18 protein-coding genes are annotated in these 23,529 nt (G+C 68.6%); 6 read left to right on the top strand and 12 right to left on the bottom strand.

Features of this window, described 5'->3' with window-relative positions; genetic code table 11:
• Window positions 1–7 precede the first annotated feature (7 nt).
• The 8 genes from mraY to coq7 all read right to left on the bottom strand — a co-directional run bounded on the left by mraY (window position 8) and on the right by coq7 (window position 8,742).
• Window positions 8–1,177, bottom strand: a complete 1,170-nt coding sequence (gene mraY, locus ACREYQ_RS14785; protein ID WP_432258318.1) for a phospho-N-acetylmuramoyl-pentapeptide-transferase — start codon at window positions 1,175–1,177, stop codon at window positions 8–10.
• Between the two features lie 13 nt (window positions 1,178–1,190).
• Window positions 1,191–2,591 carry a UDP-N-acetylmuramoyl-tripeptide--D-alanyl-D-alanine ligase gene (locus ACREYQ_RS14790; protein WP_432258319.1) on the bottom strand — a complete coding sequence of 467 codons (1,401 nt, stop codon included), beginning with the start codon at window positions 2,589–2,591 and terminating at the stop codon, window positions 1,191–1,193.
• Entirely contained in the window at window positions 2,588–4,150 is a 1,563-nt protein-coding gene (locus ACREYQ_RS14795; protein WP_432260423.1) for a UDP-N-acetylmuramoyl-L-alanyl-D-glutamate--2,6-diaminopimelate ligase, read from the bottom strand. Before ACREYQ_RS14795 ends, ACREYQ_RS14790 begins: the two co-directional genes overlap by 4 nt.
• On the bottom strand, window positions 4,147–5,952 hold the full coding sequence (locus ACREYQ_RS14800) for a peptidoglycan D,D-transpeptidase FtsI family protein (RefSeq protein WP_432258320.1): 1,806 nt from the start codon (window positions 5,950–5,952) through the stop codon (window positions 4,147–4,149). Before ACREYQ_RS14800 ends, ACREYQ_RS14795 begins: the two co-directional genes overlap by 4 nt.
• Complete coding sequence (gene ftsL / locus ACREYQ_RS14805; RefSeq protein ID WP_432258321.1) at window positions 5,949–6,266, bottom strand: cell division protein FtsL; 318 nt, start codon at window positions 6,264–6,266, stop codon at window positions 5,949–5,951. The genes ACREYQ_RS14800 and ftsL overlap by 4 nt, the downstream gene beginning before the upstream one ends.
• On the bottom strand, window positions 6,263–7,261 hold the full coding sequence (gene rsmH, locus ACREYQ_RS14810; protein ID WP_432258322.1) for a 16S rRNA (cytosine(1402)-N(4))-methyltransferase RsmH: 999 nt from the start codon (window positions 7,259–7,261) through the stop codon (window positions 6,263–6,265). Before rsmH ends, ftsL begins: the two co-directional genes overlap by 4 nt.
• A 7-nt stretch (window positions 7,262–7,268) precedes the next feature.
• A complete protein-coding gene (mraZ, locus tag ACREYQ_RS14815) occupies window positions 7,269–7,697 on the bottom strand; it encodes a division/cell wall cluster transcriptional repressor MraZ (protein WP_432258323.1) in 429 nt (142 codons plus the stop codon).
• Between the two features lie 421 nt (window positions 7,698–8,118).
• Window positions 8,119–8,742 (bottom strand): 2-polyprenyl-3-methyl-6-methoxy-1,4-benzoquinone monooxygenase, encoded by a 624-nt coding sequence (coq7, locus tag ACREYQ_RS14820; protein ID WP_078198637.1) that lies wholly within the window; start codon window positions 8,740–8,742, stop codon window positions 8,119–8,121.
• Between the two features lie 335 nt (window positions 8,743–9,077).
• Between coq7 and ACREYQ_RS14825 the strand changes: the two genes are divergently transcribed.
• The 4 genes from ACREYQ_RS14825 to ACREYQ_RS14840 all read left to right on the top strand — a co-directional run bounded on the left by ACREYQ_RS14825 (window position 9,078) and on the right by ACREYQ_RS14840 (window position 12,483).
• On the top strand, window positions 9,078–10,241 hold the full coding sequence (locus ACREYQ_RS14825) for a porin (protein WP_432258324.1): 1,164 nt from the start codon (window positions 9,078–9,080) through the stop codon (window positions 10,239–10,241).
• A gap of 163 nt (window positions 10,242–10,404) precedes the next feature.
• A complete protein-coding gene (locus ACREYQ_RS14830; protein WP_432258325.1) occupies window positions 10,405–11,406 on the top strand; it encodes a Bug family tripartite tricarboxylate transporter substrate binding protein in 1,002 nt (333 codons plus the stop codon).
• A gap of 130 nt (window positions 11,407–11,536) precedes the next feature.
• Window positions 11,537–12,040: a MarR family winged helix-turn-helix transcriptional regulator gene (locus ACREYQ_RS14835; protein WP_432258326.1), complete on the top strand. Its 504-nt coding sequence runs from the start codon at window positions 11,537–11,539 to the stop codon at window positions 12,038–12,040.
• Window positions 12,037–12,483 carry a hypothetical protein gene (locus tag ACREYQ_RS14840; RefSeq protein WP_432258327.1) on the top strand — a complete coding sequence of 149 codons (447 nt, stop codon included), beginning with the start codon at window positions 12,037–12,039 and terminating at the stop codon, window positions 12,481–12,483. The genes ACREYQ_RS14835 and ACREYQ_RS14840 overlap by 4 nt, the downstream gene beginning before the upstream one ends.
• A gap of 81 nt (window positions 12,484–12,564) precedes the next feature.
• On the opposite strand, the gene ACREYQ_RS14845 is transcribed toward ACREYQ_RS14840, so the two are convergent.
• On the bottom strand, window positions 12,565–14,247 hold the full coding sequence (locus ACREYQ_RS14845; RefSeq protein ID WP_432258328.1) for a long-chain fatty acid--CoA ligase: 1,683 nt from the start codon (window positions 14,245–14,247) through the stop codon (window positions 12,565–12,567).
• 188 nt (window positions 14,248–14,435) lie between these two features.
• A complete protein-coding gene (locus tag ACREYQ_RS14850) occupies window positions 14,436–15,098 on the bottom strand; it encodes a TetR/AcrR family transcriptional regulator (protein WP_432258329.1) in 663 nt (220 codons plus the stop codon).
• A 168-nt stretch (window positions 15,099–15,266) separates the two neighbouring features.
• Here ACREYQ_RS14850 and ACREYQ_RS14855 point away from each other — a divergent pair, with 168 nt between their 5' ends.
• Complete coding sequence (locus ACREYQ_RS14855; protein ID WP_432258330.1) at window positions 15,267–18,575, top strand: carboxyl transferase domain-containing protein; 3,309 nt, start codon at window positions 15,267–15,269, stop codon at window positions 18,573–18,575.
• 191 nt (window positions 18,576–18,766) lie between these two features.
• Here the strand turns inward: ACREYQ_RS14855 and ACREYQ_RS14860 are convergent, their stop codons facing one another.
• On the bottom strand, window positions 18,767–19,900 hold the full coding sequence (locus tag ACREYQ_RS14860; protein ID WP_432258331.1) for an aminopeptidase: 1,134 nt from the start codon (window positions 19,898–19,900) through the stop codon (window positions 18,767–18,769).
• Window positions 19,897–22,005 (bottom strand): molybdopterin-containing oxidoreductase family protein, encoded by a 2,109-nt coding sequence (locus ACREYQ_RS14865; RefSeq protein ID WP_432258332.1) that lies wholly within the window; start codon window positions 22,003–22,005, stop codon window positions 19,897–19,899. The genes ACREYQ_RS14860 and ACREYQ_RS14865 overlap by 4 nt, the downstream gene beginning before the upstream one ends.
• Before the next feature lie 290 nt (window positions 22,006–22,295).
• Between ACREYQ_RS14865 and ACREYQ_RS14870 the strand changes: the two genes are divergently transcribed.
• The gene (locus ACREYQ_RS14870; protein WP_432258333.1) at window positions 22,296–23,498 is read left to right on the top strand and encodes an ABC transporter substrate-binding protein; all 1,203 of its coding nucleotides are present in this window, start codon (window positions 22,296–22,298) and stop codon (window positions 23,496–23,498) included.
• The last annotated feature ends 31 nt before the right edge of the window (window positions 23,499–23,529 follow it).

Raw genomic sequence — 23,529 nt, forward strand, 5'->3', positions numbered from 1 at the left:
GCCGCCATTAACGCAACTTCAGCGTCGACAACCCGATCAGCACCAGCAGCATGGTGATGATCCAGAAGCGCACCGTGACCTGGGTTTCCTTCCAGCCGCCCAGTTCGAAATGGTGATGCAGCGGCGCCATCCGGAACAGCCGCCGGCCTTCGCCATAACGGCGCTTGGTGATCTTGAACCACGTCACCTGCAGCATCACCGACAGCGTTTCCACCACGAAGATGCCGCCCATCACGAACAGCACGATCTCCTGGCGGACGATCACCGCCACCGTGCCCAGCGCGCCGCCCAGCGCCAGCGCGCCGACGTCGCCCATGAATACCTGCGCCGGGTGCGCGTTGAACCACAGGAACGCGAGCCCCGCCCCGGCCAGCGCCGAGCAGAAGATCAGCAGCTCACCCGCGCCCGGGATATGCGGAAACAGCAGGTACTTGCTGTAGACCGCGCTGCCCATCACATACGCAAACACACCCAGCCCGCTGCCGACCAGCACCACCGGCATGATCACCAGACCGTCCAGGCCGTCGGTCAGGTTGACGGCATTGCTCGAGCCCACGATCACCAGGTAGGTCAGCACGATGAAGCCGGCCACGCCCAGCGGGTAGCTGATCTCCTTGAAGAAAGGCACGATCAGGTTGGACTTGTAGGGCATGTCCAGCGACAGCCCGCCCTCGACCCAGCTCAGGAACAGGTCCCACACCCTCACGTTGCTGCTTTCCGACACCGAGAACGCCAGGTAGACCGCGGCCACCAGGCCAATCAGCGTCTGCCAGAAGAACTTCTCGCGGCTCGACATGCCGCGCGGGTCGCGATACACCACCTTGCGGTAGTCGTCGACCCAGCCGATGGCGCCGTAGCCGAAGGTGACCAGCATCACCACCCAGATAAACCGGTTGCCCCAGTCGCACCACAGCAGCGTCGACACCGCGATCGAAACCAGCACCAGCACGCCGCCCATGGTCGGCGTGCCGGACTTGACCAGGTGCGTCTGCGGGCCGATGGTGCGCACCGCCTGGCCGACCTTCAGCTCGGTCAGCTTGCGGATCACCCACGGACCAAACGCCAGCCCGATCAGCAGCGCGGTGAGGTTGGCCATCACCGCGCGGAAAGTCAGGTAGTTGACGACCCGGAGGAAGCTGTAGTCGTTTTGCAGCCACTGGGCCAGAGCCAATAACATCGTGTTGTCTTATTTAGTGGGCGGAAGTGTCTGCGACCAGCGCCGCGACCATCCGTTCCATGCGCATGAAGCGCGATCCCTTCACCAGCACGGCGCCCGCTTGCGCCACCATGCCCCTGCTGTCTTCCTCCAGTGCCGTCACCAGGTCTTCCGCGGTGCCGAAATGCCGGGCGCCGGCACCGAATGCCTGCACCGCATGCACGGCCAGTGCGCCGGTCGCCCACAGCGTGTCGACGCCGCGCGCCTTCGCGTAGGCACCGATCTCTTCGTGGAATGCCGGGCCCTGATCGCCCACTTCGCCCATGTCGCCCAGCACCAGCACGCGCGGCGCGGCAAAGCCGGCCAGCACGTCGATGGCGGCGCGCATGGAGTCGGGGTTGGCGTTATAGGTGTCGTCGATGACTACCGTCCCACCCGTCGTGTACTTGACCTGCAGCCGGCCCTTGACCGCACTGAATCCGGCCAGGCCCGACTGGATCGCGGGCACGTGCACGCCCGCGGCCAGCGCGCAGGCGATGGCGGCCAGCGCGTTGCGCACGTTGTGCTCGCCCAGCAGCGCCAGGCGCACGTCGAAGGCATGGCCAGGCGCGCGCACCTGCATCAACTGGGCGCCGTCGACCAGCGTCACGGTGGCGTGCACATCGGCGCGCTGCGAGGTGCCGAACGACAGCGCGCGGCGTGCGCCCGCGGCCTCGCGCCACACCGGCGCGTGAGCGCCGCCGCTTTCCGCGTCGAACGGGTACACCGCCACGCCGCCGGCCGGCAGCGCCGCGATCGCGGCGGCATGCTCGTGCGCCACGGCTTCCACGCTGACCATGAATTCCTGGTGCTCGCGCTGCGCGTTGGTGATCACCGCCACGGTGGGCTGGGCGATGCCGGCCAGGTAGACGGTCTCGCCCGGATGATTCATGCCGAGCTCAAGCACCGCCAGCTTGTGCGTGGCGCGCAGGCGCAGCACCGTCAGCGGCAGGCCGATATCGTTGTTCAGGTTGCCGCCGGTGGCCAGGCGCTGGTCCTCGCCCACCGCCGCGGCAAAGATGGCCGCGATCATTTCCTTGACCGTGGTCTTGCCGTTGCTGCCGGTCACCGCCACCGCCGGCAGCGTGAACTGGCGGCGCCAGCCTGCGCCCAGCTCGCCCAGCGCGAGGCGCGTATCCGGAGCGACGATGGCCGGCACGCCGGCATCGACCTCGCGGCCGACCAGCACCGCGGCGGCGCCGCGCGCCACCACGTCGGCGATAAAGTCGTGCGCGTCGAAGCGCTCGCCCTTGAGGGCGACGAACAGGTCGCCGGGCCCGACGCTGCGGCTGTCGGTATGCACGCGCGCAAACTGCACGGCGCCGTCGCCGCGAACGCGCGCGCCGGCGATCCAGCCGGCGGCTTGCTGCAAGGTAGTCATTGGGGTCTGGCTCATGCCGATACTCCGCGTGTGGCCAGTGCCAGGCGTACGTGTTCGCGATCGGAGAACGGGCGCTTGCGGCCCTGGATCTCCTGGGTGGCCTCATGGCCCTTGCCCGCCACCAGCACCACGTCGGCCGCGGCCGCGTGCCTGACGGCATAGAGGATGGCGGCGGCGCGGTCTTCGATCTGGCGCCCGCGCGCGCGCTCGGCCATGCCGTCGGCAATGGCTTCCAGGATCTCCTGCGGGTCTTCGCTGCGCGGGTTGTCGCTGGTCAGGATGACCTCGTCGGCCAGGCGCTCGGCCACCGCGCCCATCAGCGGGCGCTTGATCGGGTCGCGGTCGCCGCCGCAGCCGAACACGCACCACAGGCGGCCGTTGCGCGCCTGCGCCACCGGGCGCAGCGCGGCCAGGGTCTGCTCAAGCGCGTCGGGCGTGTGGGCGTAGTCGACCACGGCCAGCGGCGCATCCGGGCCGCCGCCGGCGCCGAACAGCTCCATGCGTCCTTCCACCGGCGTCAGCGCGCGCAGCGCGGCAATGGCCGCGTCCCACGGCACGCCGTTGGCCAGCGCCGCGCCCAGCACTGCCAGCAGGTTGCTGACGTTGAAGGCGCCGATCATCGGCGTGGCCATTTCGGCGCTGCCGAAGCTGCCGTCGATATGGAAGGCGGTGCCGGTGGGCGTGGCGCGCACACTGGTGGCGCGCAGCCACTCGCCGCGCGGGCCGCGCACCATGGCCGCGCCCGGGCCGTCGATGCCGTATTCGATCACGTGCGGCGCGGCGATGGCGGCGGCATCGGCCGCCAGCAGGCGCCGGCCCATGGCGTCGTCGCGGTTGATGACGGCCGTGCGCAAGCCGTCCCAGCGGAACAGGCGGCTCTTGGCGGCCTCGTACTCGGCCATCGAGCCGTGGTAGTCGAGGTGGTCCTGGGTCAGGTTGGTCAGCACCGCCACCGAGAAATGCGTGCCGGCCACGCGCTCCTGCTCCAGGCCGTGCGAGGACACTTCCATCGCCACCGCGCGTGCGCCGGCGTCATGCAGCGCGGCCAGGCTGGCCTGCAGCTGCACCGCGTCGGGCGTGGTGAAGCCGGTGGCCTGCAGCGCGCCCGGGAAGCCGGTGCCCAGCGTGCCGATGGCCGCGCAGGGCGTGCCGGCGGCCTGCAGCACCCGCGCCAGCCACTGGCTGCACGAGGTCTTGCCGTTGGTGCCGGTGATGCCGGTCACGGCCAGGCCGCGCACCGGGTTGCCATGCCAGCCGGCGGCGATCGGGCCGGCCAGCTGGTGCAGGTGGCTCACGGCCAGGTGCGGCACGACGTCGCCGAAGCGCCAGTCGAAGCCGTCGGCCTCGTAGACCACGGCACCGGCACCGGCGGCGATCGCCTGGGCGATATAGGGGCGGCCGTCGGTGGCCAGGCGCGCGTTGCCGAGCACGTAGGCAAAGAACACATCGCCGGGCGCCAGGCGCCGGGTATCGCCGGTGAGCTTTGCCGCGGCGGCCACGTTGGTACGCAGCCAGGCCAGCGCGTTGCTGGCCTGGGCGGTGACTTCGAGCGGAAGCAGTGGCTTGGCCGTCATTGGGTCGAACTCCACGGTTCGCTCTCCTGCACCTTGTCGCTGACCACCAGCTGGCGGATCGGCGAATCGGGCTGCACATTCAGCGCGCGCAGCGTGCCGCCGGTAATGGCCGCGAACGCCGGGCCGGCCACCAGGCCGCCGTAGTGGCTGCCGGCGGTGGGCTCGTCCACGCTGACCGCCACGATGACGCGCGGGTTCGACATCGGCGCCAGGCCGATGAACGAGGCGCGGTACTTGCTGCGGTTATAGCCGCGGCCTTCATGCTTGTAGGCGGTGCCGGTCTTGCCGCCGACGCGGTAGCCCATCACCTGCGCCTCGGGGGCGGTGCCGCCGGGCGCGGTCACGGTCTCGAGCATGGCGCGCACATCGCGCGCCACCTGCGGCGACAGGATGCGTTCGCCGGTGACCGGACCGCTGGTGCGGAACATCGACACCGGGATCAGCTCGCCGTCGTGCGCAAAGATGGTGTAGGCATGCGCCATCTGGAACAGCGAGACCGACAGGCCATAGCCATATGACATCGTGGCCTGCTCGATCGGCCGCCAGCTCTTGAACGGGCGCACGCGGCCGGCCACGGCGCCGGGGAAGCCGATCTTGGGCGCCTGGCCGAGGCCGACGCTGGTGAACATGTCCCACATTTCCTGCGGCTTCATCAGCATCGCGATCTTGGTCGTGCCGATATTGCTCGACTTCTGGATCACGCCGCTCACGGTCAGGGCCCCGTAGTTGTGGGTATCGCTGATGGTCGCGCCTTCGAAGTTGTACTTGCCGGCGGTGGTGACCACCGTGGACGGCGTCACGCGCTTGAGCTGCAGCGCCAGGCCGATAGTGATCGGCTTCATCATCGAGCCCGGCTCGAAGGTGTCGGTCAGCACGCGGTTGCGCAGTTGCTCGCCGGACAGCCGGCTGCGGTCGTTGGGGTTGTAGGTGGGCCAGTTGGCCAGCGCCAGCACTTCGCCGGTCTGGGCGTCCAGCACCACCGCGCTGGCGGCCTTGGCCTTGTGGCGCTCGACCACGGCCTTGAGCTCGTTGTAGGCCAGGTACTGGATCTTGGCGTCGATCGACAGCTGGATGTCCTCGCCGTCGCGCGGCGTCTTCAGCACGCCCACGTCCTCGACCACGCGGCCCAGCCGGTCCTTGATCACCTGGCGCGCGCCGGCACGGCCGGCCAGGCCGGGCTCGCGCGCCAGCTCCACGCCTTCCTGGCCGCGGTCTTCCACGTTGGTGAAGCCGACGATATGCGCCATCGCCTCCCCTTCCGGGTAGAAGCGCTTGTATTCGCGGGTCTGGTGGATGCCTTCGATCTTCAGCGCGGCAATCTTGTCGGCGACGTCGGGCAGCACCTGGCGCTTCAGGTAGACAAAGCCCTTGTCCTCGGACAGCTTTTTGCCCAGGTCTTTCTCCGACATGCCGAGCAGCTTGGCCAGCTGGCGGATCTTGGCGGCGTCGACCTGGTTGGGCACGTCTTCTGGCACCGCCCAGATCGCCTTGACCGGCAGGCTGGTGGCCAGCACCAGGCCATTGCGGTCCAGGATCTTGCCGCGCGTGGCGGGCAGCTCCAGCGTGCGCTGGAAGCGCTTCTTGCCCTCGGCCTCATAGAACTGGTTGCCCGGGCCCTGGATCCAGGCCGCGCGCACGGCGAGCGCGGCGAAGGCCGCGAACATCATGAACACCACCAGCTTGGAGCGCCACATCGGCAGGCGCAGGCCCAGCACCGGGCTGGCCGAGAACTGGCCGCTGCGCGGGCGCGAGGCGGTGCCGTTGCGGTCGCGGCGGGGCGGGTTGGGACGGGCCATGCTCATCGGCGCGCCTCCGCGGCACTGGCCGGCGCCGCCTCGGCGGGCGGCGGCAGCACGATGCCGGACAGGTATTGGGTCTTGCCGGGGTTGACCGGCGCCATCTTCAGCTGCGCGCGCGCCGTATCGGCAATGCGCGCGCTCTTGCCCAGCGCGCTCTGCTGGTACTGCAGGCGCGACCAGTCGATATCGAGCTGCTTCTCTTCAGACTGGGCCCGCTCCAGCGCCACGAACAGCGTGCGCGCCTGGTGCTGCGCGCTCACCAGCGACAGCGCGCACAGGATCAGCGCGGCGAGCAGGAAGAAGGTCAGGCGGTTCATGCGCGCGCACCTCCGCCGGCGGGCGCCGCGGGCGCCAGCTTCTCGGCCACGCGCATCACGGCCGAGCGCGCGCGCGGGTTGGCGGCCACCTCGTCGGCGCCGGGCTTGTAGCGGCCGAGCAGGCGCAGCGTCGGTTGCGGCAGGTCGGCCGCGCGCAGCGGCGCGCGGCGCAGCGCCGGGTCGGCATCCTGCTGGGGACGGGCGTGCGCCGCCATGAACCGCTTGACGATGCGGTCCTCCAGCGAGTGGAAGCTGATCACCACCAGGCGCCCTCCGACCTGCAGCAGTTCATAGGCCGCCTTCAGCCCTCTTTCGAGGTCCTCAAGCTCTTGATTGACGTGAATCCGTAGAGCCTGAAAGGTGCGGGTCGCAGGGTCCTGACCCTTCTCGCGTGTTTTGACGGCTTTCGCCACGAGCGCGGCAAGGTCGGCAGTAGTGGCGACGGGTCCGCCATCGCCGGGTTCGCGCCGGCGAGCAACAATCGCCTTTGCAATCTGTACAGCAAACCGTTCTTCCCCATAGTCTCGTATCACCCTGGCAATGTCCTGCTCATCCGCCTGCGCCAGCCACTGGGCGGCAGTGATGCCGCGCGTGGTGTCCATGCGCATGTCCAGCGGGCCCTCGAAACGAAAGGAAAACCCCCTCGCCGCCTCATCGATCTGGGGCGAGCTGATCCCCAGGTCGAGCAGCACGCCAGCGACGTGGCCGCGCCCCGACAGGCGTTCGGCCATGGCCGCAAAGCTCGCGTGCTCAATGGAGAAGCGGGCATCCTTGATGGTGCCCGCTTCTGCGATTGCTGCTGGGTCCTTGTCGAACGCAACCAGGGCCCCGTCCGGCCCCAGCCGGGCCAGCACCGCCCGGCTGTGCCCTCCCCTGCCGAAGGTGCCGTCGACGTAGGCCCCGTCCGGCCGCCAGACCAGAGCCTCGACGGCCTCGTCCAGCAGCACGGTGCGATGGTGCAGGGCGGGGGTTGCCGGCGTTCCGGTAGGACTCATGACTTCGTCAGAAAGAGAAATTCTTCAATGCCTCGGGCATGCCCTGCGCCATCGCCTGCTGTTCCTTGGCGGCGTAGGTCGCGGCATCCCACACTTCGAAATGGCTGCCCATGCCGAGCAGCATGACTTCCTTGTCGAGCATGGCGGCACTGCGCAGCTCCGGTGCGATCAGCACCCGGCCCGCGCCGTCCATTTCCACGTCGGCGGCGTTGCCCAGGAAGATGCGCTTCCACCAGTGCGCATCCATCGGCAGCGCTGCAATGCGCGTGCGGAAGTTTTCCCACTCGGGCCGGGGAAACAGCAGCAGGCAGCCATCCGGGTGCTTGGTCAGCGTCACCCGGCCCTCGGCCTGCTGTTGCAGCGCCTCGCGATGCCGGGACGGAACAGACATCCGCCCCTTGGCATCCAGCGAGAGTGCCGAAGCTCCCTGAAACAAGCTTGCTCCCGGTCCCTGCCGGCCAGTTGCCGGCCGGCATGCGCGTGAATCCTTCTGTTCCGACTATGACGAGATCATCCCACGGTCGGGGCCCAATTTCACACAAAAATACACTTCCTCACACTATTTCCCACTTTAGAGGAAGCGATATGGGCGGTCAAGGCTGCAAGCAGGGCAGCAAACGAGATTTTTTGAATCAGAACAATGACTTAGCGCGCACACTTCACGCACCGAAAAAGTGAATCCTTAATGAAATGAAGATCTTAGGGAGGAAAGCAGAGAAACCACCTGAGAACCACTTGAGGGGGAACTGCCGGCGGCGCGGGAAAGACCTGTCCCGTCGCGCGGAGAAAGGATACAACAATTGCCCGCCAGCCCCGCTGAATCCAGGGCCCGGCGGCAGGCAGGCTTCAGGCCCGCATCAGATTCGATAAGCGGCGGTGGTCATCACGCGCGACGCGCCGCGCATCAGCGCCCGCACCGGCGCGGGCAACGGCATCCCGCCGGCCTCGCGCGCGGCGTCGCCATGGCGGATCTCGTCGTCGCGCATCTGCTCGAGGATGGCGCGCGAGCGGCCGTCGGCCTCGGGCAGGCGGTCCAGGTGCCCGCCCAGGTGGTGCTCGACCTGGCGCTCGGTCTCGGCGACGAAGCCCAGGCTGACGCGGTCGCCCGCGCGGCCGGCGACCCAGCCGATGGCGAAGGCGCCGGCGTACCACAGCGGATTGAGCAGGCTCGGACGCGACCCCAGCTCGCGCAGGCGCTCGGCGCACCAGGCCAGGTGGTCTTCCTCTTCGCGCGCGGCGGCATCCATCTGCGCGCGCACCGCGCCGTTGCGCGCGGTCAGCTTCTGCGCCTGGTACAGGGCCTGCGCGCAGACCTCGCCGACATGATTGATGCGCATCAGGCCGGCCACATGGCGGCGTTCGTCGGCGCTCATCTGTTCCGTGTCCGGCGCCAGCCGGTCAGCCGGGTTGGCGCGCGCCGAGCGCGTGGCGCCGGCAATGGCGCGCAATGCCACGTCGAATTCTTTGATCAGGGTGTCCATGTCGCAGAGGCGGTTGGTCTTGGTTCGCGGCAGTCCCTGCCATGGTGGGGTGCGCAGCCGTGGCGCGGCACGCGCAGGACCATCGGGATTACCCGTATTGTAGCTTGCCTCTAATCGGCGCCAGCCCGCATCCCGCCTTGCATTGATACGCCCGGCTACTCAAAAACCCTGAGTTGTTAAAAGCAGACAAGGGGGTTGAGCCCGACTAGTGAATGAAAAGTTGTTTGTTACAGTACTTCGCAACTTCCAACGAAGTTTGACGCGCGGGGGATGGAGACCAACAGGAGGTTCCCCCGGGCAGTCACCAATAATTCTTACAGTGGAGATCAACGAGCATGAAGAAATCGCTTCTGGCGCTGGCAGCGCTTGGCACATTTGCCGGGGCTGCGCAAGCCCAATCGAGCGTCACGCTCTACGGCGTGGTCGATGCCAACATCGAGTATGTAAGCAACATGTCGCAAAGCACGCCGACCACCGCAAGCGTAACGAACCCGTTCCCGGGCGCGGCGCACAACCTGGTGCGGCTGAATTCCGGCGGCCTGTCCGGCTCCCGCTGGGGCCTGCGCGGCGTGGAAGACCTGGGTAGCGGCCTCAAGGCACTGTTCGTGCTCGAAAGCGGGTTCGGCATTGACGACGGCAAGTTGCAGCAAGGCGGCCGTCTGTTCGGCCGCCAGGCGTTTGTGGGTCTGGAAAGCAGCAGCTTCGGCCGCGTTACCCTCGGCCGCCAGTACACGTCCATGTTCGATGCGCTGGCCAATTTCTCGCCGGCAGGCTACGCCACGCAATATGAACCGGTCGTCTTCCAACTTGGCAGCAACTTCCGCGAGGACAACACCGTCAAGTACACCGGCGTGTTCGGTCCCGTCACGGCCGAAGCCCACTGGTCGTTCGGCGTCGGCACGCCTTCGCCCTGGTTCGCTAATGCCGCAACCGGTGAAGTACCGGGCCAGTTCCGCCGCGACAGCGCCTACGGCGCTGCCGTGTCATACGCCGCCGGCCCCTTCGGCGCAACTGCCGCCTACGACCAGTACAACCCGACGCTGAACGCCGCGGGCGCGACCGGCAGCTTCAAGAAGGCCGCTTTCGCAGGAAGCTATGCCTTCGGCCCGGCCAAGATCATGGCCGGCTACCGCTGGGGTCTGAACAATGGCACCGACCGCAAGCTGATGCAGGACAACCTGTACTGGATCGGCGCGAACTACCAGGTGACCCCGGCACTCGGCCTGACCCTGTCGTACTACTACGACGACCTGATGAAGCTGGTTGTGCCGCCCAGCCAGACCGGCGCACAAGTCAACCCGAAGAACCCCTGGCAAATCACTTTCATTGCCGACTACAACCTCTCGAAACGTACCGACGTGTACCTGACCACCGCCTATACCAAGAACGCGGGCGTGAACTTCGATACGTCGGCCATCGGCTTTGCCAACGCCTATTTCCTGGGCCAGGGCAAGGACAACCAGTTTGCCGCCGGCGTGGGTATCCGCCACAAGTTCTGAGCGCATCGCGCTCGAACTGGAAAGGCACCTTCGGGTGCCTTTATTCGTTGGCGCAGCCAACTTGCGGTCATAGGGCATCACCTCATCGGCGTACGCGAAGGCGGCAACTAAAATGCACTGACCAGACCAACCGGACCGCCCGGCCACTCCCAGGAGACCCTGCATGCCATCCCATCGCCGGCGCGTCGTCGCGCTGTTGCTGTCCGGCAGTCTCGCCGCGCTTGTCGGCCAGGCTGTGCTGGCAGCAGATCCTTATCCGAACAAGCCGATCCGACTGGTGGTGCCGTTCGCCGCCGGCGGCACCACGGATATCCTCGGGCGTGCGGTGGCTGCCGAGCTGGCGAAGCTGCCGGGCTGGAACGTGGTGGTCGACAACAGACCCGGCGCCGGCGGCAATATCGGCGCCGACATCGTAGCCAAGGCCGCACCCGACGGATACACGCTGCTGATGGGCACCGTCGGCACCCATGGCATCAACCAGTCCCTGTACGGCAAGCTGCCGTTCGACCCGATCAAGGACTTCGCGCCCATCACCGAAGTGGCGGCCGTGCCCAACGTGCTGGTGCTCAACCCGGCGTTCGCGCAGCAGAACAAGATCGATAGCGTCAAAGACCTGATCGCCTATGCGCGCGCCAATCCGGGCAAGCTCAACATGGCCTCCAGCGGCAACGGCACCTCGATCCATCTGGCCGGGGAACTGTTCAAGACGCAGACCCGGACCTTCATGGTCCACTTCCCGTACAAGGGCAGCGGCCCGGCGCTGACGGACCTGGCGGGGGGCACCATGCAGGTGATGTTCGACAACCTGCCCTCGTCGATGGCGCTGATCAGGAGCGGCAAGCTCAAGGCGCTGGCCGTCACCAGCGCCAGGCCGTCGCCGGCACTGCCCGGGGTGCCGACTGTCGCCCAGGCAGCGGGCCTGCCGCAGTACGAAGCCAGCTCCTGGTTCGGCATGCTGGCGCCGGCCGGCACGCCGCCGGACATCGTTCACCGCATCCAGCAGGAAGTGGCCAGGGCCCTGGGCGCCCCGGCCGTGCGCGAGCGCCTGCAGGCGCAGGGCGCCGAGCCCGTCGGCAACACGCCGGAGCAGTTCGCCGCGTTCATCCGCGCCGAAACCGCCAAGTGGGCCAGGGTAGTCAAGGATTCGGGCGCCAAGGTCGATTGAAGGCGATTTGATCGCCGGCAGGGCGGCGGCGCGCATCGCGCATATACTTGAGGCATCAAATGTCGGCCGCCCGCAGCGCGGGTGGCCCCTGGCGGCTGTTGCCGCACCCCTGCGCACCGATGCACTGAAGATGCCAAACCCGTCCCCTGCCGCCGGCGCCGAGAGCGCGCCGGTCGACCTCGAAACCCGTGCCGATCACACCGGGCACGAGGCCCTGCGCCTGTGGCTGCGGCTGCTGACCTGTACCAACCTGATCGAGGGCGATATCCGCTCGCGGCTGCGCCAGGACTTTGCCTGCACCCTGCCCCGCTTCGACCTGATGGCGCAACTCGACCGGCACCCCGAAGGCCTGAAGATGGGCGAGCTGTCGCGCCGCATGATGGTGACTGGCGGCAATGTCACCGGCATCACCGATCAGCTGCAGCAAGAAGGCCTGGTCTCGCGCGAGGCCCTGCCCAGCGACCGCCGCGCCTACCTGATCCGCCTGACCCCAGCCGGGCGCGCCGCGTTCTCGCGCATGGCGCGCGCGCATGAGGACTGGATCGAGCAACTGTTCTCTGACCTGGCCGAAACCGACCGGCGCGCCCTGTTCCGACTGCTGGGCCGGCTCAAGACCGGCCTGATTTCGCCATGAAACCGTTTGCCATCCTCACCCTGTGCGGCCTGCTGCCGGTGCTGGCGGCCTGCAGCAGCACGCCGCAGCCACCGCAGGTCACGCCGGTGAACGCCACCATCAGGCTTGGCCGCGTCACCGAGAAGACCTTCCTGACCCGCCTGGACGTAGCCCAGTTGCCTCCTTACTATGGCGGCGGCACCAGCGTCGGCGTGGGCGCCGCGGGCGGCGGCGGCGGCGGCGGCGTGGGCGTGGGCTTTGCCGTCGACCTGAGCCGGCTGTTCAACAAGCCCGCGCCGGTGCAGCAAGTCGACCTGTTCCAGTACAAGGTACGGACCATGGACGGCGCGACCGTGTCGGCCAACGCGCCGGCGGCGCCGGGTCTGGAGCCTGGCGCGTGCGTGCGGGTGATCTACCCCGACGGCAGCCAGGAAGCCCGCCTGGCGCCATCGAACGAGTGCTGAGCCGCCGCGGCGCGGCCTGAAAGCACAACGGCCTCCGCGCAGGAGGCCGTTGTCGTTTGCGGCGACCGCCGCCTGGGCCGCTCAGGCCGCCTGGCGGCTGTCGCGCAGTTCGCGGCGCAGGATCTTGCCGACGTTGGTCTTGGGCAGCTCCGTGCGGAACTCGACGTACTTGGGCCGCTTGTAGCCGGTCAGCCGCTCCTTGCAGAACTCGATCACATCGGCCTCGGTCAGCGCCGGATCCTTCCTGACCACGAACAGCTTGACCACCTCGCCCGAGTGCGTGTCCGGCACGCCCACGGCCGCCACTTCCAGCACGCCCGGGCACTCTGCCACCACGCCTTCGACTTCGTTCGGGTACACGTTGAAGCCCGACACCAGGATCATGTCCTTCTTGCGGTCGACGATCTTGGTATAGCCGCGCTCGTCCATCACGCCGATGTCGCCGGTCTTGAAGAAACCGTCCGGGGTCATGACCTTGGCGGTCTCGTCCGGGCGGTTCCAGTAGCCGGCCATCACCTGCGGGCCGCGGATGCAGATCTCGCCGGGCTGGCCGAGCGGCACGTCCTTGCCGTCGTCGTCGCGGATCACCACTTCGGTCGAAGGCAGCGGCATGCCGATGGTGCCCGAGAACGCATTGGTATCGGTCGGGTTGCAGGTGGCCGAGGGCGAGGTCTCGGACAGGCCGTAGCCTTCGATGATCGGGCAGCCGGTCTTGGCCAGCCACTGCCTGGCCACCGCCTCCTGCACCGCCATGCCGCCGCCATTGGCCACGCGCAGGCCGGAGAAATCGACCTTGCTGATTTCCGGGTTGTTGAGCAGCGCGTTGTACAGCGTGTTGACGGCCGGGAACATGTTGAACCTGTACTTCTGCAGTTCCTTGATGAAGCCCGGGATATCGCGCGGATTCGGGATCAGCACGCTGGTGCCGCCGCTGCGCATGCCCAGCAGGCAGCAGACCGTCAGCGCGAAGATGTGGTACAGCGGCAGCGCGGTGATGGTGATCGGCTGGTCGATATGGGCGCCCTTGTTCAGCGCCGGCTGCATCCACGCCTCGGACTGCAGCACGTTGGCCACGATGTTACGGTGCAGCAGCACAGCGCCCTTGGAAATACCGGTGGTGCCGCCCGTGTACTGCAGGAAGGCGATGTCGTCCGGGCCGGTGGCAGCCGGCTGCAGCGCCAGCCTGCGGCCCTCGGCCAGCACGCTGTTGAAGCGCACGCAGTTGGGCAGCTCCCACGCGGGCACCATCTTCTTGACGTTGCGCACCACGAAATTGACGATCGCGCCCTTCAGCCCGCCCAGCATGTCGCCCATGCTGGCCACCACCACGTGCTTGACCGGGGTCCTGGCCAGCACCTGCTGCAGCGTGGTGGCAAAGTTCTCCAGGATCACGATGGCCTCGGCGCCGCTGTCCTTGAGCTGGTGCTCGAGCTCGCGCGGGGTGTAGAGCGGGTTGACGTTGACCACCACGAAGCCCGCACGAAGCACCGCTGCCAGCACCACCGGGTACTGCAGCACGTTCGGCATCATGATCGCCACGCGTGCGCCGGGACGCAGCCCGCGCGACTGCAGCCATGCGGCAAAGTGTGCCGAGAGCTGGTCCAGTTCGCCGTAGGTGATGGCCTTGTCCATGCAGATGAAGGCCTTGCGGTCGGCATAGGTGCGGAAAGACGCTTCGAGCAGCGCGGCAAGCGAGCGGAACTGGCTGGCATCGATCTCGGCAGGGACGCCGGCCGGGTAGTGTTTCAGCCAAATTCTTTCCATAGCACCGTCTCCTGAATTTCTGAATGGTCGTTCGATTTTGCCGAGATGCTAAACGCGCGCCCCGGTTAAAACAACAACTTAGACGAAGTCCTCGGGGCCATCGGTCCTGACCGATGGCCCCTGACGGGCATTATGCGCCACTGGTCAGCCGTAAGCAGCGGGATAACCCCTAGTGATACGAATTGCCTTCATCCGGCGCCGGGCAGCACCAGCTTCATCATGTTGGCAGCAAGCTCCTGCGCCAGCGTCTCCGGGTCCACGCGGCCGGGTTCATGCCAGGTGTACAGGAAGCCCACCACGCTGCCGATCGCATGCGCGGTCACACGCGCGTCGCCGAAGGCAAACACGCCGTCGCGCTTGCCCTCTTCCAGCAACGCATAGAGATCACGGTAGAAGTCGCGCGCCATGCTGTCGAGCCACGCCACGGTGTCGGGGCGCAGGTACTGGTTGTCGCGAAAGCTCAGCGTGGCCGGCACATGGCAGGCCACGCAGCGTCGTGCCATCTCGAGCAGGCAGGCCTGCAGGCGCTCGCGCACCGGCAGCGCCGGGTCCGCGGTCTCGCGGATCACGGGCAGGCAGGTCTGGGCCGACTCGCGGCACAGGATGTCGAAGATCTCGTACTTGTCAGTAAAGTAGTAGTAGACCGCCGGCTTGGTCACGCCCAGCGCGCGGCACAGATCGTTCATGGTCATGCCGGGGTAGCCCTTGCTGTAGAAGAGCTGCGCGGCGGTATCGAGGATCTGGCGGCGCCGGGCCTCCTGGCGCTCGGCGATATGCGGGCGGGCCGGCTGGGGCTCGAGTGGTGCGCTCGGCGGCGGGTTCAGCGGTGCGGATCTGTGTGCAATCGACATGATGCAATTCTCGCATGACGGGATCGGTATGCCAGCCCGGCCGAGCCCTCGGCCGATTGACGCAAATGCCCGATCCCCCTACGATCATACCCAACGGTAAATAAATATACCATTGGGTACAGGCCCGCCCTGCCCCGGTACAACGCACGCCATCAACCATCCCGCATCATGACGTCCCACAAGCTCCTGATCGCCAATCGCGGCGAAATCGCCATCCGGGTCGCGCGTGCCGCCGCGGCCATGGGCATCCCCAGCGTGGCGCTGTACAGCGAAGACGATCGCGACGCGCTGCACGTGCGCAAGGCCGACGCGGCCGTGGCGCTGCCCGGCACCGGTCCGCGCGCCTACCTCGACATTGCCGCCGTGGTGGACGCCGCGCGGCGCGCGGGCTGCGGCATGGTGCACCCCGGCTACGGCTTCCTGTCAGAGAATGCCGACTTCGCACAGGCCTGCCTGGACGCCGGGCTGGTCTTCGCCGGCCCCGCGCCCGACGTGCTGCGCCTGTTCGGCGACAAGGCCCGCGCCCGCGCGCTGGCGCGCGAGCATGGCGTGCCGGTCGTGCCCGGCACCGCCGGCCCGACCACGCTGGAGCAGGCGCGGGCCTTCTTCAGCAACCTGGACGGACCGGCGGGCATGATGATCAAGGCGCTCGCCGGCGGCGGCGGGCGCGGCATGCGCGCGGTCCATCGCGCGGAGGAAATCGACGAGGCCTATGCCCGTTGCGTCTCCGAAGCGAGCGCCGCGTTCGGCAACGGCGCGGTCTACGTCGAGCGCATCGTCAGCGCGCCGCGCCATATCGAAATCCAGGTGGTCGCCGATGCCGAGGGCCGCGTGCTGACGCTGGGCGAGCGTGAATGCAGCCTGCAGCGCCGCCATCAGAAGCTGGTCGAGATCGCGCCCAGTCCAGCCTTGGATGATGCCCTGCGCGCAAAGCTGGCCGATGCCGCCGCGACGCTGGCGCGCGCCGCCGCCTATCGCGGCATCGGCACCTTCGAGTTCCTGGTGGAGGACGGCAACGATGGCGGTCCATCCTTCTGGTTCATGGAGGCCAATCCGCGCCTGCAGGTCGAGCACACGGTGACCGAGATGGTGACCGGCGTCGACCTCGTGCAAACCCAACTGGCGATTGCCGCCGGCGCGCGCCTGGCCGACCTGGGCCTGGAGCAGGCGCCCGCGCCGCGCGGCATCGCGGTGCAGCTGCGGATCAATGCCGAGCACCTCGACGCGCAGGGCCAGTTGCGCCCGGCCAGCGGCACGCTGACGGCCTTCGAGCCGCCCAACGGGCCAGGCGTGCGCGTGGACAGCGCGGGCTTTGCCGGCATGACGGCGAATCCGCGCTTTGATTCGCTGCTGGCCAAGCTGATCGTGCACGAACCCGGCGGCAACTATGGGCGCGCACTGGCGATCGCCTACCGCGCGCTGTGCGAGTTCCGCATCGAAGGCATCGACACCAACCGCCGCCTGCTGCAGGACCTGCTGCAGCTTGACGACGTGCGCCGCAATGCCGTGCACACGCAGTACCTGGACCAGGCGCTGGCCGCGCTCGCCGCCGCCGACGCCGACCACCCGGTGCTGCACGCGCCGCCCGCCCTCGCCGACGGCGCACCGGCCGATGACGATAATGCGCTGGCCGATATCCCCGACGACGCCATCGCCGTGCCCGCGCCCATGGACGGCGCGCTCGCCGCCATCCACGTGCGCGAAGGCGACACCGTCAGACGCGGCCAGCCGCTGGCGATTATCGAAGCGATGAAGATGGAGCACCCGCTGGAGGCGCCCGCCGCCGGCACGGTGCTGCGCGTGCTGGCCGCCGCTGGGGCCACGCTGCGCGCCGGCGCGGCAGTGATCGTGCTGGCGCCCGGCGACGATGCCGGCCATGCCGCCGAAGCTGCCGCCGCGGCCGACCTCGACCATGTGCGCGCCGACCTGCGCGCGACGCTGGAGCGCCACGCTTTCGGCCACGACGCCGCGCGTGCCCAGGCCGTGGCCAGGCGTCACGCCCAAGGCGGCCGCACCGCGCGCGAGAACATCGCCCAGCTGTGCGACGACGATTCCTTTATCGAATACGGCGCGCTTGCCATTGCCGCGCAACGGCAGCGGCGCAGCGTCGAGGACCTGATCAGCGCCACGCCCGCCGACGGCATCGTCACCGGCATCGGCACCGTCAACGCCGCGCGCTTCCCCGATGCCGACACGCGCTGCATGGTGCTGGCCTACGACTACACCGTGCTGGCCGGCACGCAGGGCTTCTACGGGCACAAGAAGCTGGACCGCATGCTGGCGCTGGCGCGCCAGTGGCAGGTGCCGGTGGTGCTGTTTGCCGAGGGCGGCGGCGGCCGCCCGGGCGACACCGACATGCCGGTGGTGGCCGGGCTCGATTGCACCTCGTTCATCCAGTTCGCGCGGCTCTCGGGCCAGGTGCCGCTGGTGGGCATCGTCTCGGGCCGCTGCTTTGCCGGCAATGCGGCGCTGCTGGGCTGCACCGACGTCATCATCGCCACGCGCAGCGCCACCATCGGCATGGGCGGGCCGGCCATGATCGAAGGCGGCGGGCTGGGCGTGTTCGCGCCGGAGGAAGTCGGGCCCGTCAGCGTGCAGGGACCCAATGGCGTGATCGACGTGCTGGTCGATGACGAAGAGGCCGCGGTCGATGCCGCGCAGCGCTACCTGTCTTACTTCCAGGGCGACGTGCGCGACTGGCAGGCCGAAGACCCGCGCCACCTGCGCCACGCCATCCCCGAGAACCGCCTGCGCAGCTACGACATGCGCGCGGTGATCGCCGCCATGGCGGACAGCGGCTCGGTGCTGGAACTGCGCGCGGCCTTCGGCACCGGCATCATCACCGCGCTGATCCGCATCGAAGGCCGTGCCTTCGGCTGCATCGCCAACAATCCGCGCCATCTCGGCGGCGCCATCGACAGCGCCGCCGCCGACAAGGCCGCGCGCTTCATGCAGCTGTGCGGCGCGCACGGGCTGCCGATCGTGTCGCTGTGCGACACCCCGGGCTTCATGGTCGGGCCGCAGGCGGAGAAAACCGCCACGGTGCGGCATGTGTCGCGCCTCTTCGTCACCGCCGGCGCGCTGCGCGTGCCGTTCTTTACCGTGGTGCTGCGCAAGGGCTACGGGCTGGGCGCGCAGGCCATGGCCGGCGGCAGCTTTGCCGCGCCCTTCTTCACCGCGGCCTGGCCCAGCGGCGAGTTCGGCGCGATGGGCATCGAGGGGTCGATCCGGCTGGGCTTCCGCAAGGAACTGGAGGCCGTGGCCGACCCCGACGAGCGCGAAGCGCTGTTCGCGCGCATGGTCGACGGCGCCTACCAGCGCGGTCGCGCGCTGAACATGGCCAGCCACCTGGAGATCGACGCCGTGATCGACCCGGCCGACACCCGCCACTGGCTGCTGCGCGGGCTGGCCTCGGTGCCGCCCGGCAGCCTCGGCCGGCAGGCGGGTTCAACGAGGCGTTTCATCGATACCTGGTAGCGGAGCGCGCAGACAACCGCTTGTGTGCTCCCTCTCCCGCTTGCGGGAGAGGGTTGGGGTGAGGGCGAGAGTCTCTACGAAGTACAGCCGGTGGTATGCCAGCGCCTGCCCTCACCCCCTGCCCCTCTCCCGCAAGCTGGAGAGGGGAGCAAACCGGCAGCCCGCGTGCTTTGTCGGCAAACTGAGTGGCCTCAGTTGGCCGCCATCTTGCCGCCTGCTGTCAGCGTCCCGGTGCGCGTGGCCGGCGGCGCCAGCCGGTGCAGCGCGGCTTCGCGCTCGGCGGCGGGCAGCGCACCGATGCGGGCAGCCTCGTCATAGAAGCGCCGCCAGTCGCCATTGCACTGCGCCAGCAGCGCGGTGAAGGCCGGCACCCACTGCTGGTATGTAGCCACCGCGGCCAGGTGGGCGTTGGTCAGCGGCTGGTCGAACCAGCGGTCATAGCCACTGTAGCCGCCCCATTCCGTGCGCAGCCGCGCGTACTCGCTGCGCAGGTCGGCGAAGATCTTCGCCTTGCCCTCGCGCTTGGCGCCATCATCGAGCGGGGTCTGGTACAGCGCCACCAGCCGGTCGCGCGTGCCCAGCAGCAGCGCGCGGAACTGCTGGCGCCGGGCATCGTAGTGGCGATAGCTGGCGCGCGCGTCCTCCGACGCATCCTCGGCCAGCCAGCGCTCCACGCCCGCCGCTTCCACCGCGGTGGCGAAGGATTCGTTGAAGGCAGTGTCGTTGCGCACGTACACCACCTGGTGCGCCAGTTCGTGGAAGATCAGCCGCGCCAGCTCGCCCTCGGGCAGGTAGACAAAGGTATTGAGCAGCGGGTCGTCGAAATAGCCCAGTGTCGAATAGGCTGGGATGCCGGCCACGTAGGTTTCCAGCCCGTCGTGGCGCAGGCCCTGCGCGTACTGCTCGGCATCGGACTGGGCGTAGTAGCCGCGGTAGCTGATGCAGCCGACGATGGGGAAGCACCACTTGCGCAGTTCCATCGACAGCTCGGGCGTGGCGAACACGCTCCACACCACGTAGGGCCGGTGCAGGTTGGCGTAGCGGCGGTAGCTGCCGTTGTCGGGCAGCTTCAGCTCGCGCGAGGCAAAGTCGCGCATGCGGCCGGCCAGCGCCAGCCGCTGGGCCAGGCGCGCGTCGTTGGCGTCGCGCGCGCCGGCAATGGCGTCGGTCAGCGGCTGCGCCTGGGCCATCACGCCAAGATGCCCGCCGATCGACTGTGCGTAGTAGCCCAGGGCCTCGCACCCTGCCATCAGCAGGACCACGGCCGTCAGGCCCGTTGCCGCCAGGAGTGCCGCCCAGCGGCGGCGGCCGGGCCGCTGTGTCATGCCGGCAGGACCGCCCCTTCCGCGCAGGCCTCAACCTGTACCAGGCAGTCGTAGAACACCGGCGCGCGGCCCAGGTCGGTCAGGCGCTGGCTGGTCAGCTCGTTGGCGTTCTTGCCGTCCGGGGCCAGCTTCTTCCACCAGATCGACAGCCCCACCACCAGCCCGCGCCGGGCGCGGTCGGTGACGCGGGCGCGCGCCACCATGCTGCCGCGGTCGTTGAAGGCGCGCACCAGCGCACCGTGCACGATGCCGCGCTCGGCGGCGTCGGCCGGGTGGATGTCCAGGTGCGGCTCGCCCTCGGTGGCGCGCAGGCTGTCGACGTTGACGAAGGAGCTGTTGAGGAAGTTGCGCGCCGGCGGCGAGATCATCGCCAGTGGATAGCGCGCCGCCAGTTCGGGCGCGGTCTGCGGTGCCTCGTACTGCGGCACGTAGTCGGGCAACGGGTCGAAGCCGTCGCGCGCCATCGGCTCCGAGTAGAACTGGCACCTGCCCGACGCCGTCGGAAAGCCGCCCTCGGCGAACGGCGCCGCCGGCAGCGCCAGCTTCTGCCAGCCCTGTTCCTTCAGTGATTCCCAGCTGATGCCGGCCGCGCGCGCATCGCCCGGAATGATGGCCTGCGCGGCGATGGCCTCGTCGCTGTCGGCAAAGCACGCCTCGGTGAAGCCCATGCGCTGCGCCAGGCGCCGGAAGATCTCGGTATTGGGCAGGGCCTCGCCCATCGGCGCGATGGCGGCGTTGTTGGCCAGGAAATAGGTGTGGCCGTAAGCCTTGTGCACATCGGTGTGCTCGAGCTGCGTGGTCGCCGGCAGGATGATGTCGGCATAGTCGGCGGTGTCGGTGCGGAAATGCTCCAGCACCACCGTGAACAGGTCCTCGCGCGCGAAGCCCGCGGCGACCGTGCCGGATTGCGGCGCCACCGCGACCGGATTGCTGTTGTAGACCACCACGGCCTCGATGCGCGGCGCGCCGGGCGCCGGCTCGGCCAGCAGCGCGTCGCCGATGGTGCTCATGTTGACGATGCGCGGCAGCTTCTGCGGCCAGCCCGGCAGCAGGTCCGGGCGCTGCAGCGCGGCCTCGTTGACCGGGAAGAAGCCCGAGGTCGACAACTGCAACCCGCCCGCCGGGTGGCGCCAGGCGCCCACCAGCGACGGCAGGCACGCCACCGCGCGCACCGCCTGGCCGCCGCCGTGCACGCGCTGCATGCCGTAGTTCAGGCGGATCGCCACCGGCTGGCGCTCGCGCACGGCCAGTTGGCCATAGAGGCCGGCCAGCCATTCGATGTCCTCGACCGGGATGCCGCAGATTCCGGCCGCGCGGGCCGGGGTGTAGGCCTGCGCGCGCTCGCGCAGCGCCTCGAAGCCGACCGTGTGGCGTTCGATGTAGTCGTGGTCGAGCAGGTCGTCGCGGATCAGCACATGGATCAGCGCCAGCGCCAGCGCGCCGTCGGTGCCGGGCATCGGCGCGATATGGCGATGGCACTTCTCGGCGCTCAGCGAGCGGTACGGGTCGATCGCCACCAGCGTGGCGCCGCGCCGCTTGGCTTCCTGGGCGCGGGTCCAGAAGTGCAGGTTGGAGGCAATCGGGTTGCCGCCCCAGATGATCACCAGCCTGGCATCGACCACGTGCTCCATGTCCATGCCCACGCTGGCGCCGTAGGTATAGCGCAGCGCCGTGGCGCCGGCGCTGGCGCAGATGGTGCGGTCCAGCCGCGATGCGCCCAGCTTGTTGAAGAAGCGCGCGGCCATGCTCTCGCCCTGCACCAGCCCCATGGTGCCGGCGTAGCTGTACGGCACGATGGCCTGCGGATCGCGCGCGGCGATCGCCTGCAGGCGGGTGGCGATGGTGTCCAGCGCCTCGTCCCAGGAGATCGGCGCGAACTTGCCTTCGCCCTTCTTGCCGATGCGCTTCATCGGCGTCAGCAGCCGGTCCGGGTGGTAAGTGCGTTCCGTGTAGCGCGACACCTTGGTGCACAGCACGCCCTGCGTCCCGGGGTGGTCGGGATCGCCCGCTACCTTGACGGCACGGCCGTCCTCGACGGTGACGAGCAATGCACAAGTGTCGGGGCAGTCATGCGGACAGGCGGCGCGGACGATGCGGGAAGCCATGGGGTCTCCGGGCGGGGGATGTGTTGTTTTCGTTCAGTCGTACGGAACTGGATCTGCCGGCGCAGGCGGCGGGTAGCGGCGCCTGCGCCGCGCCGGCGGGCGGCGCACCCCCCGGCCGTGCGGGGTGATGGCGGGGAGTATCTCGACCCGATTGTATTCGATTATGATGTGCCGGCGCGCTCGCGGCACAGACCGGGACGCGCACCATGCCGCACGATCCGGGCAACTTGCCGGCGACAGACCGGCCGACGCGGCGAACGGGTAACCGAACCACAATTCGCGGGGGGTTTATGTCTTTCCGATCAGGGGTCAATGGCCGGCTTGCCGGCCTGCTGCTGGCGTGCGCCATCGGCACCGGTGGCGCATCCTGCGCTGCCTTCGCAGCCAATACGGCGGGCACCGCCGCCACAGCCGAAAGCGGCGTCACCGCCGACACCATCCTGCTGGGCCAGTCCGCCGCGCTGACCGGCCCGACCGCCATGCTCGGCAAGCAGATGAACTCGGGCGCGCGGCTGTATTTCGACCATATCAACCAGCAGGGCGGCATCTACGGCCGCAAGATCCAGCTGGAGGCGCTGGACGACTACTACGAGCCCGAGCCCGCCGCCAAGAACACCAAAAAGCTGATCGAGGAGGACCGTGTCTTCGCCCTCTTCGGCTATGTCGGCACGCCCACCAGCCAGGCCGCGCTGCCGCTGGCGATCCAGGCCAGGGTGCCATTCTTTGGCCCGTACACCGGCGCGCGCTCGGTGCGCGAGCCGCGCAGCCGCTACGTCTTCCATGTCCGCGCCGGCTACAACGACGAGGCCACGGCGATCCTGCGCCAGATCCAGACCACCGGCCTGAAACGCGTGGCCGTGGTCTACAACGACGACGCCTACGGCAGGGCCGAGCTCGAAGAGCTGGAACGTGCGCTGAAGACCATGGCCGACAGCGGCGTGCAGCTGGTGGCACGCGAGGGCGTGGTGCGCAATACCACGGAAATCGGCGACGCCATGCAGGGCTCGATGAAGGCCCAGCCCGACGCCGTGGTCATGATCAGCGCCTACCGCACCGCCGGCGCCTTTGTGAAGGAAGCGCTGCGCCGCGGCTACAACGGCCAGTTCTACAACGTCTCCTTCGTCGGCACCCAGGCGCTGGCCAACGTGGTCGGCGCGCAGGGCAGCGGCGTGATCATCTCGCAGGTGATGCCGCACCCGGGCAACGCCACACTGCCGATCGTGCGGGAATACCTGCGCCTGCTGCAGGCCGCCGGCAAGGCCAGCGAATTCGACTACGCCAGCATCGAAGGCTTTATCGCCGCCAAGGCCTTCACCGAAGGACTGCGCCGCGCCGGCAAGGACCTGAACCGCGAGAAGTTCGTCACCGCGCTGGAAACGATGCGCAGCTACGACCTGGGTGGATACATCGTCAACTTCACGCCGGAGAACCACGTGGGTTCGAAGTTCGTGGAGATGACGATCATCAATTCGAAGGGGCAGGTGATCCGCTGAGCTTCCGGGCTTTTCTCCTCCCCGCTCGAGG

Origin of the sequence: Cupriavidus sp. TMH.W2 (assembly GCF_050847365.1) — a bacterium.
Classification (GTDB): Bacteria; Pseudomonadota; Gammaproteobacteria; order Burkholderiales; family Burkholderiaceae; genus Cupriavidus.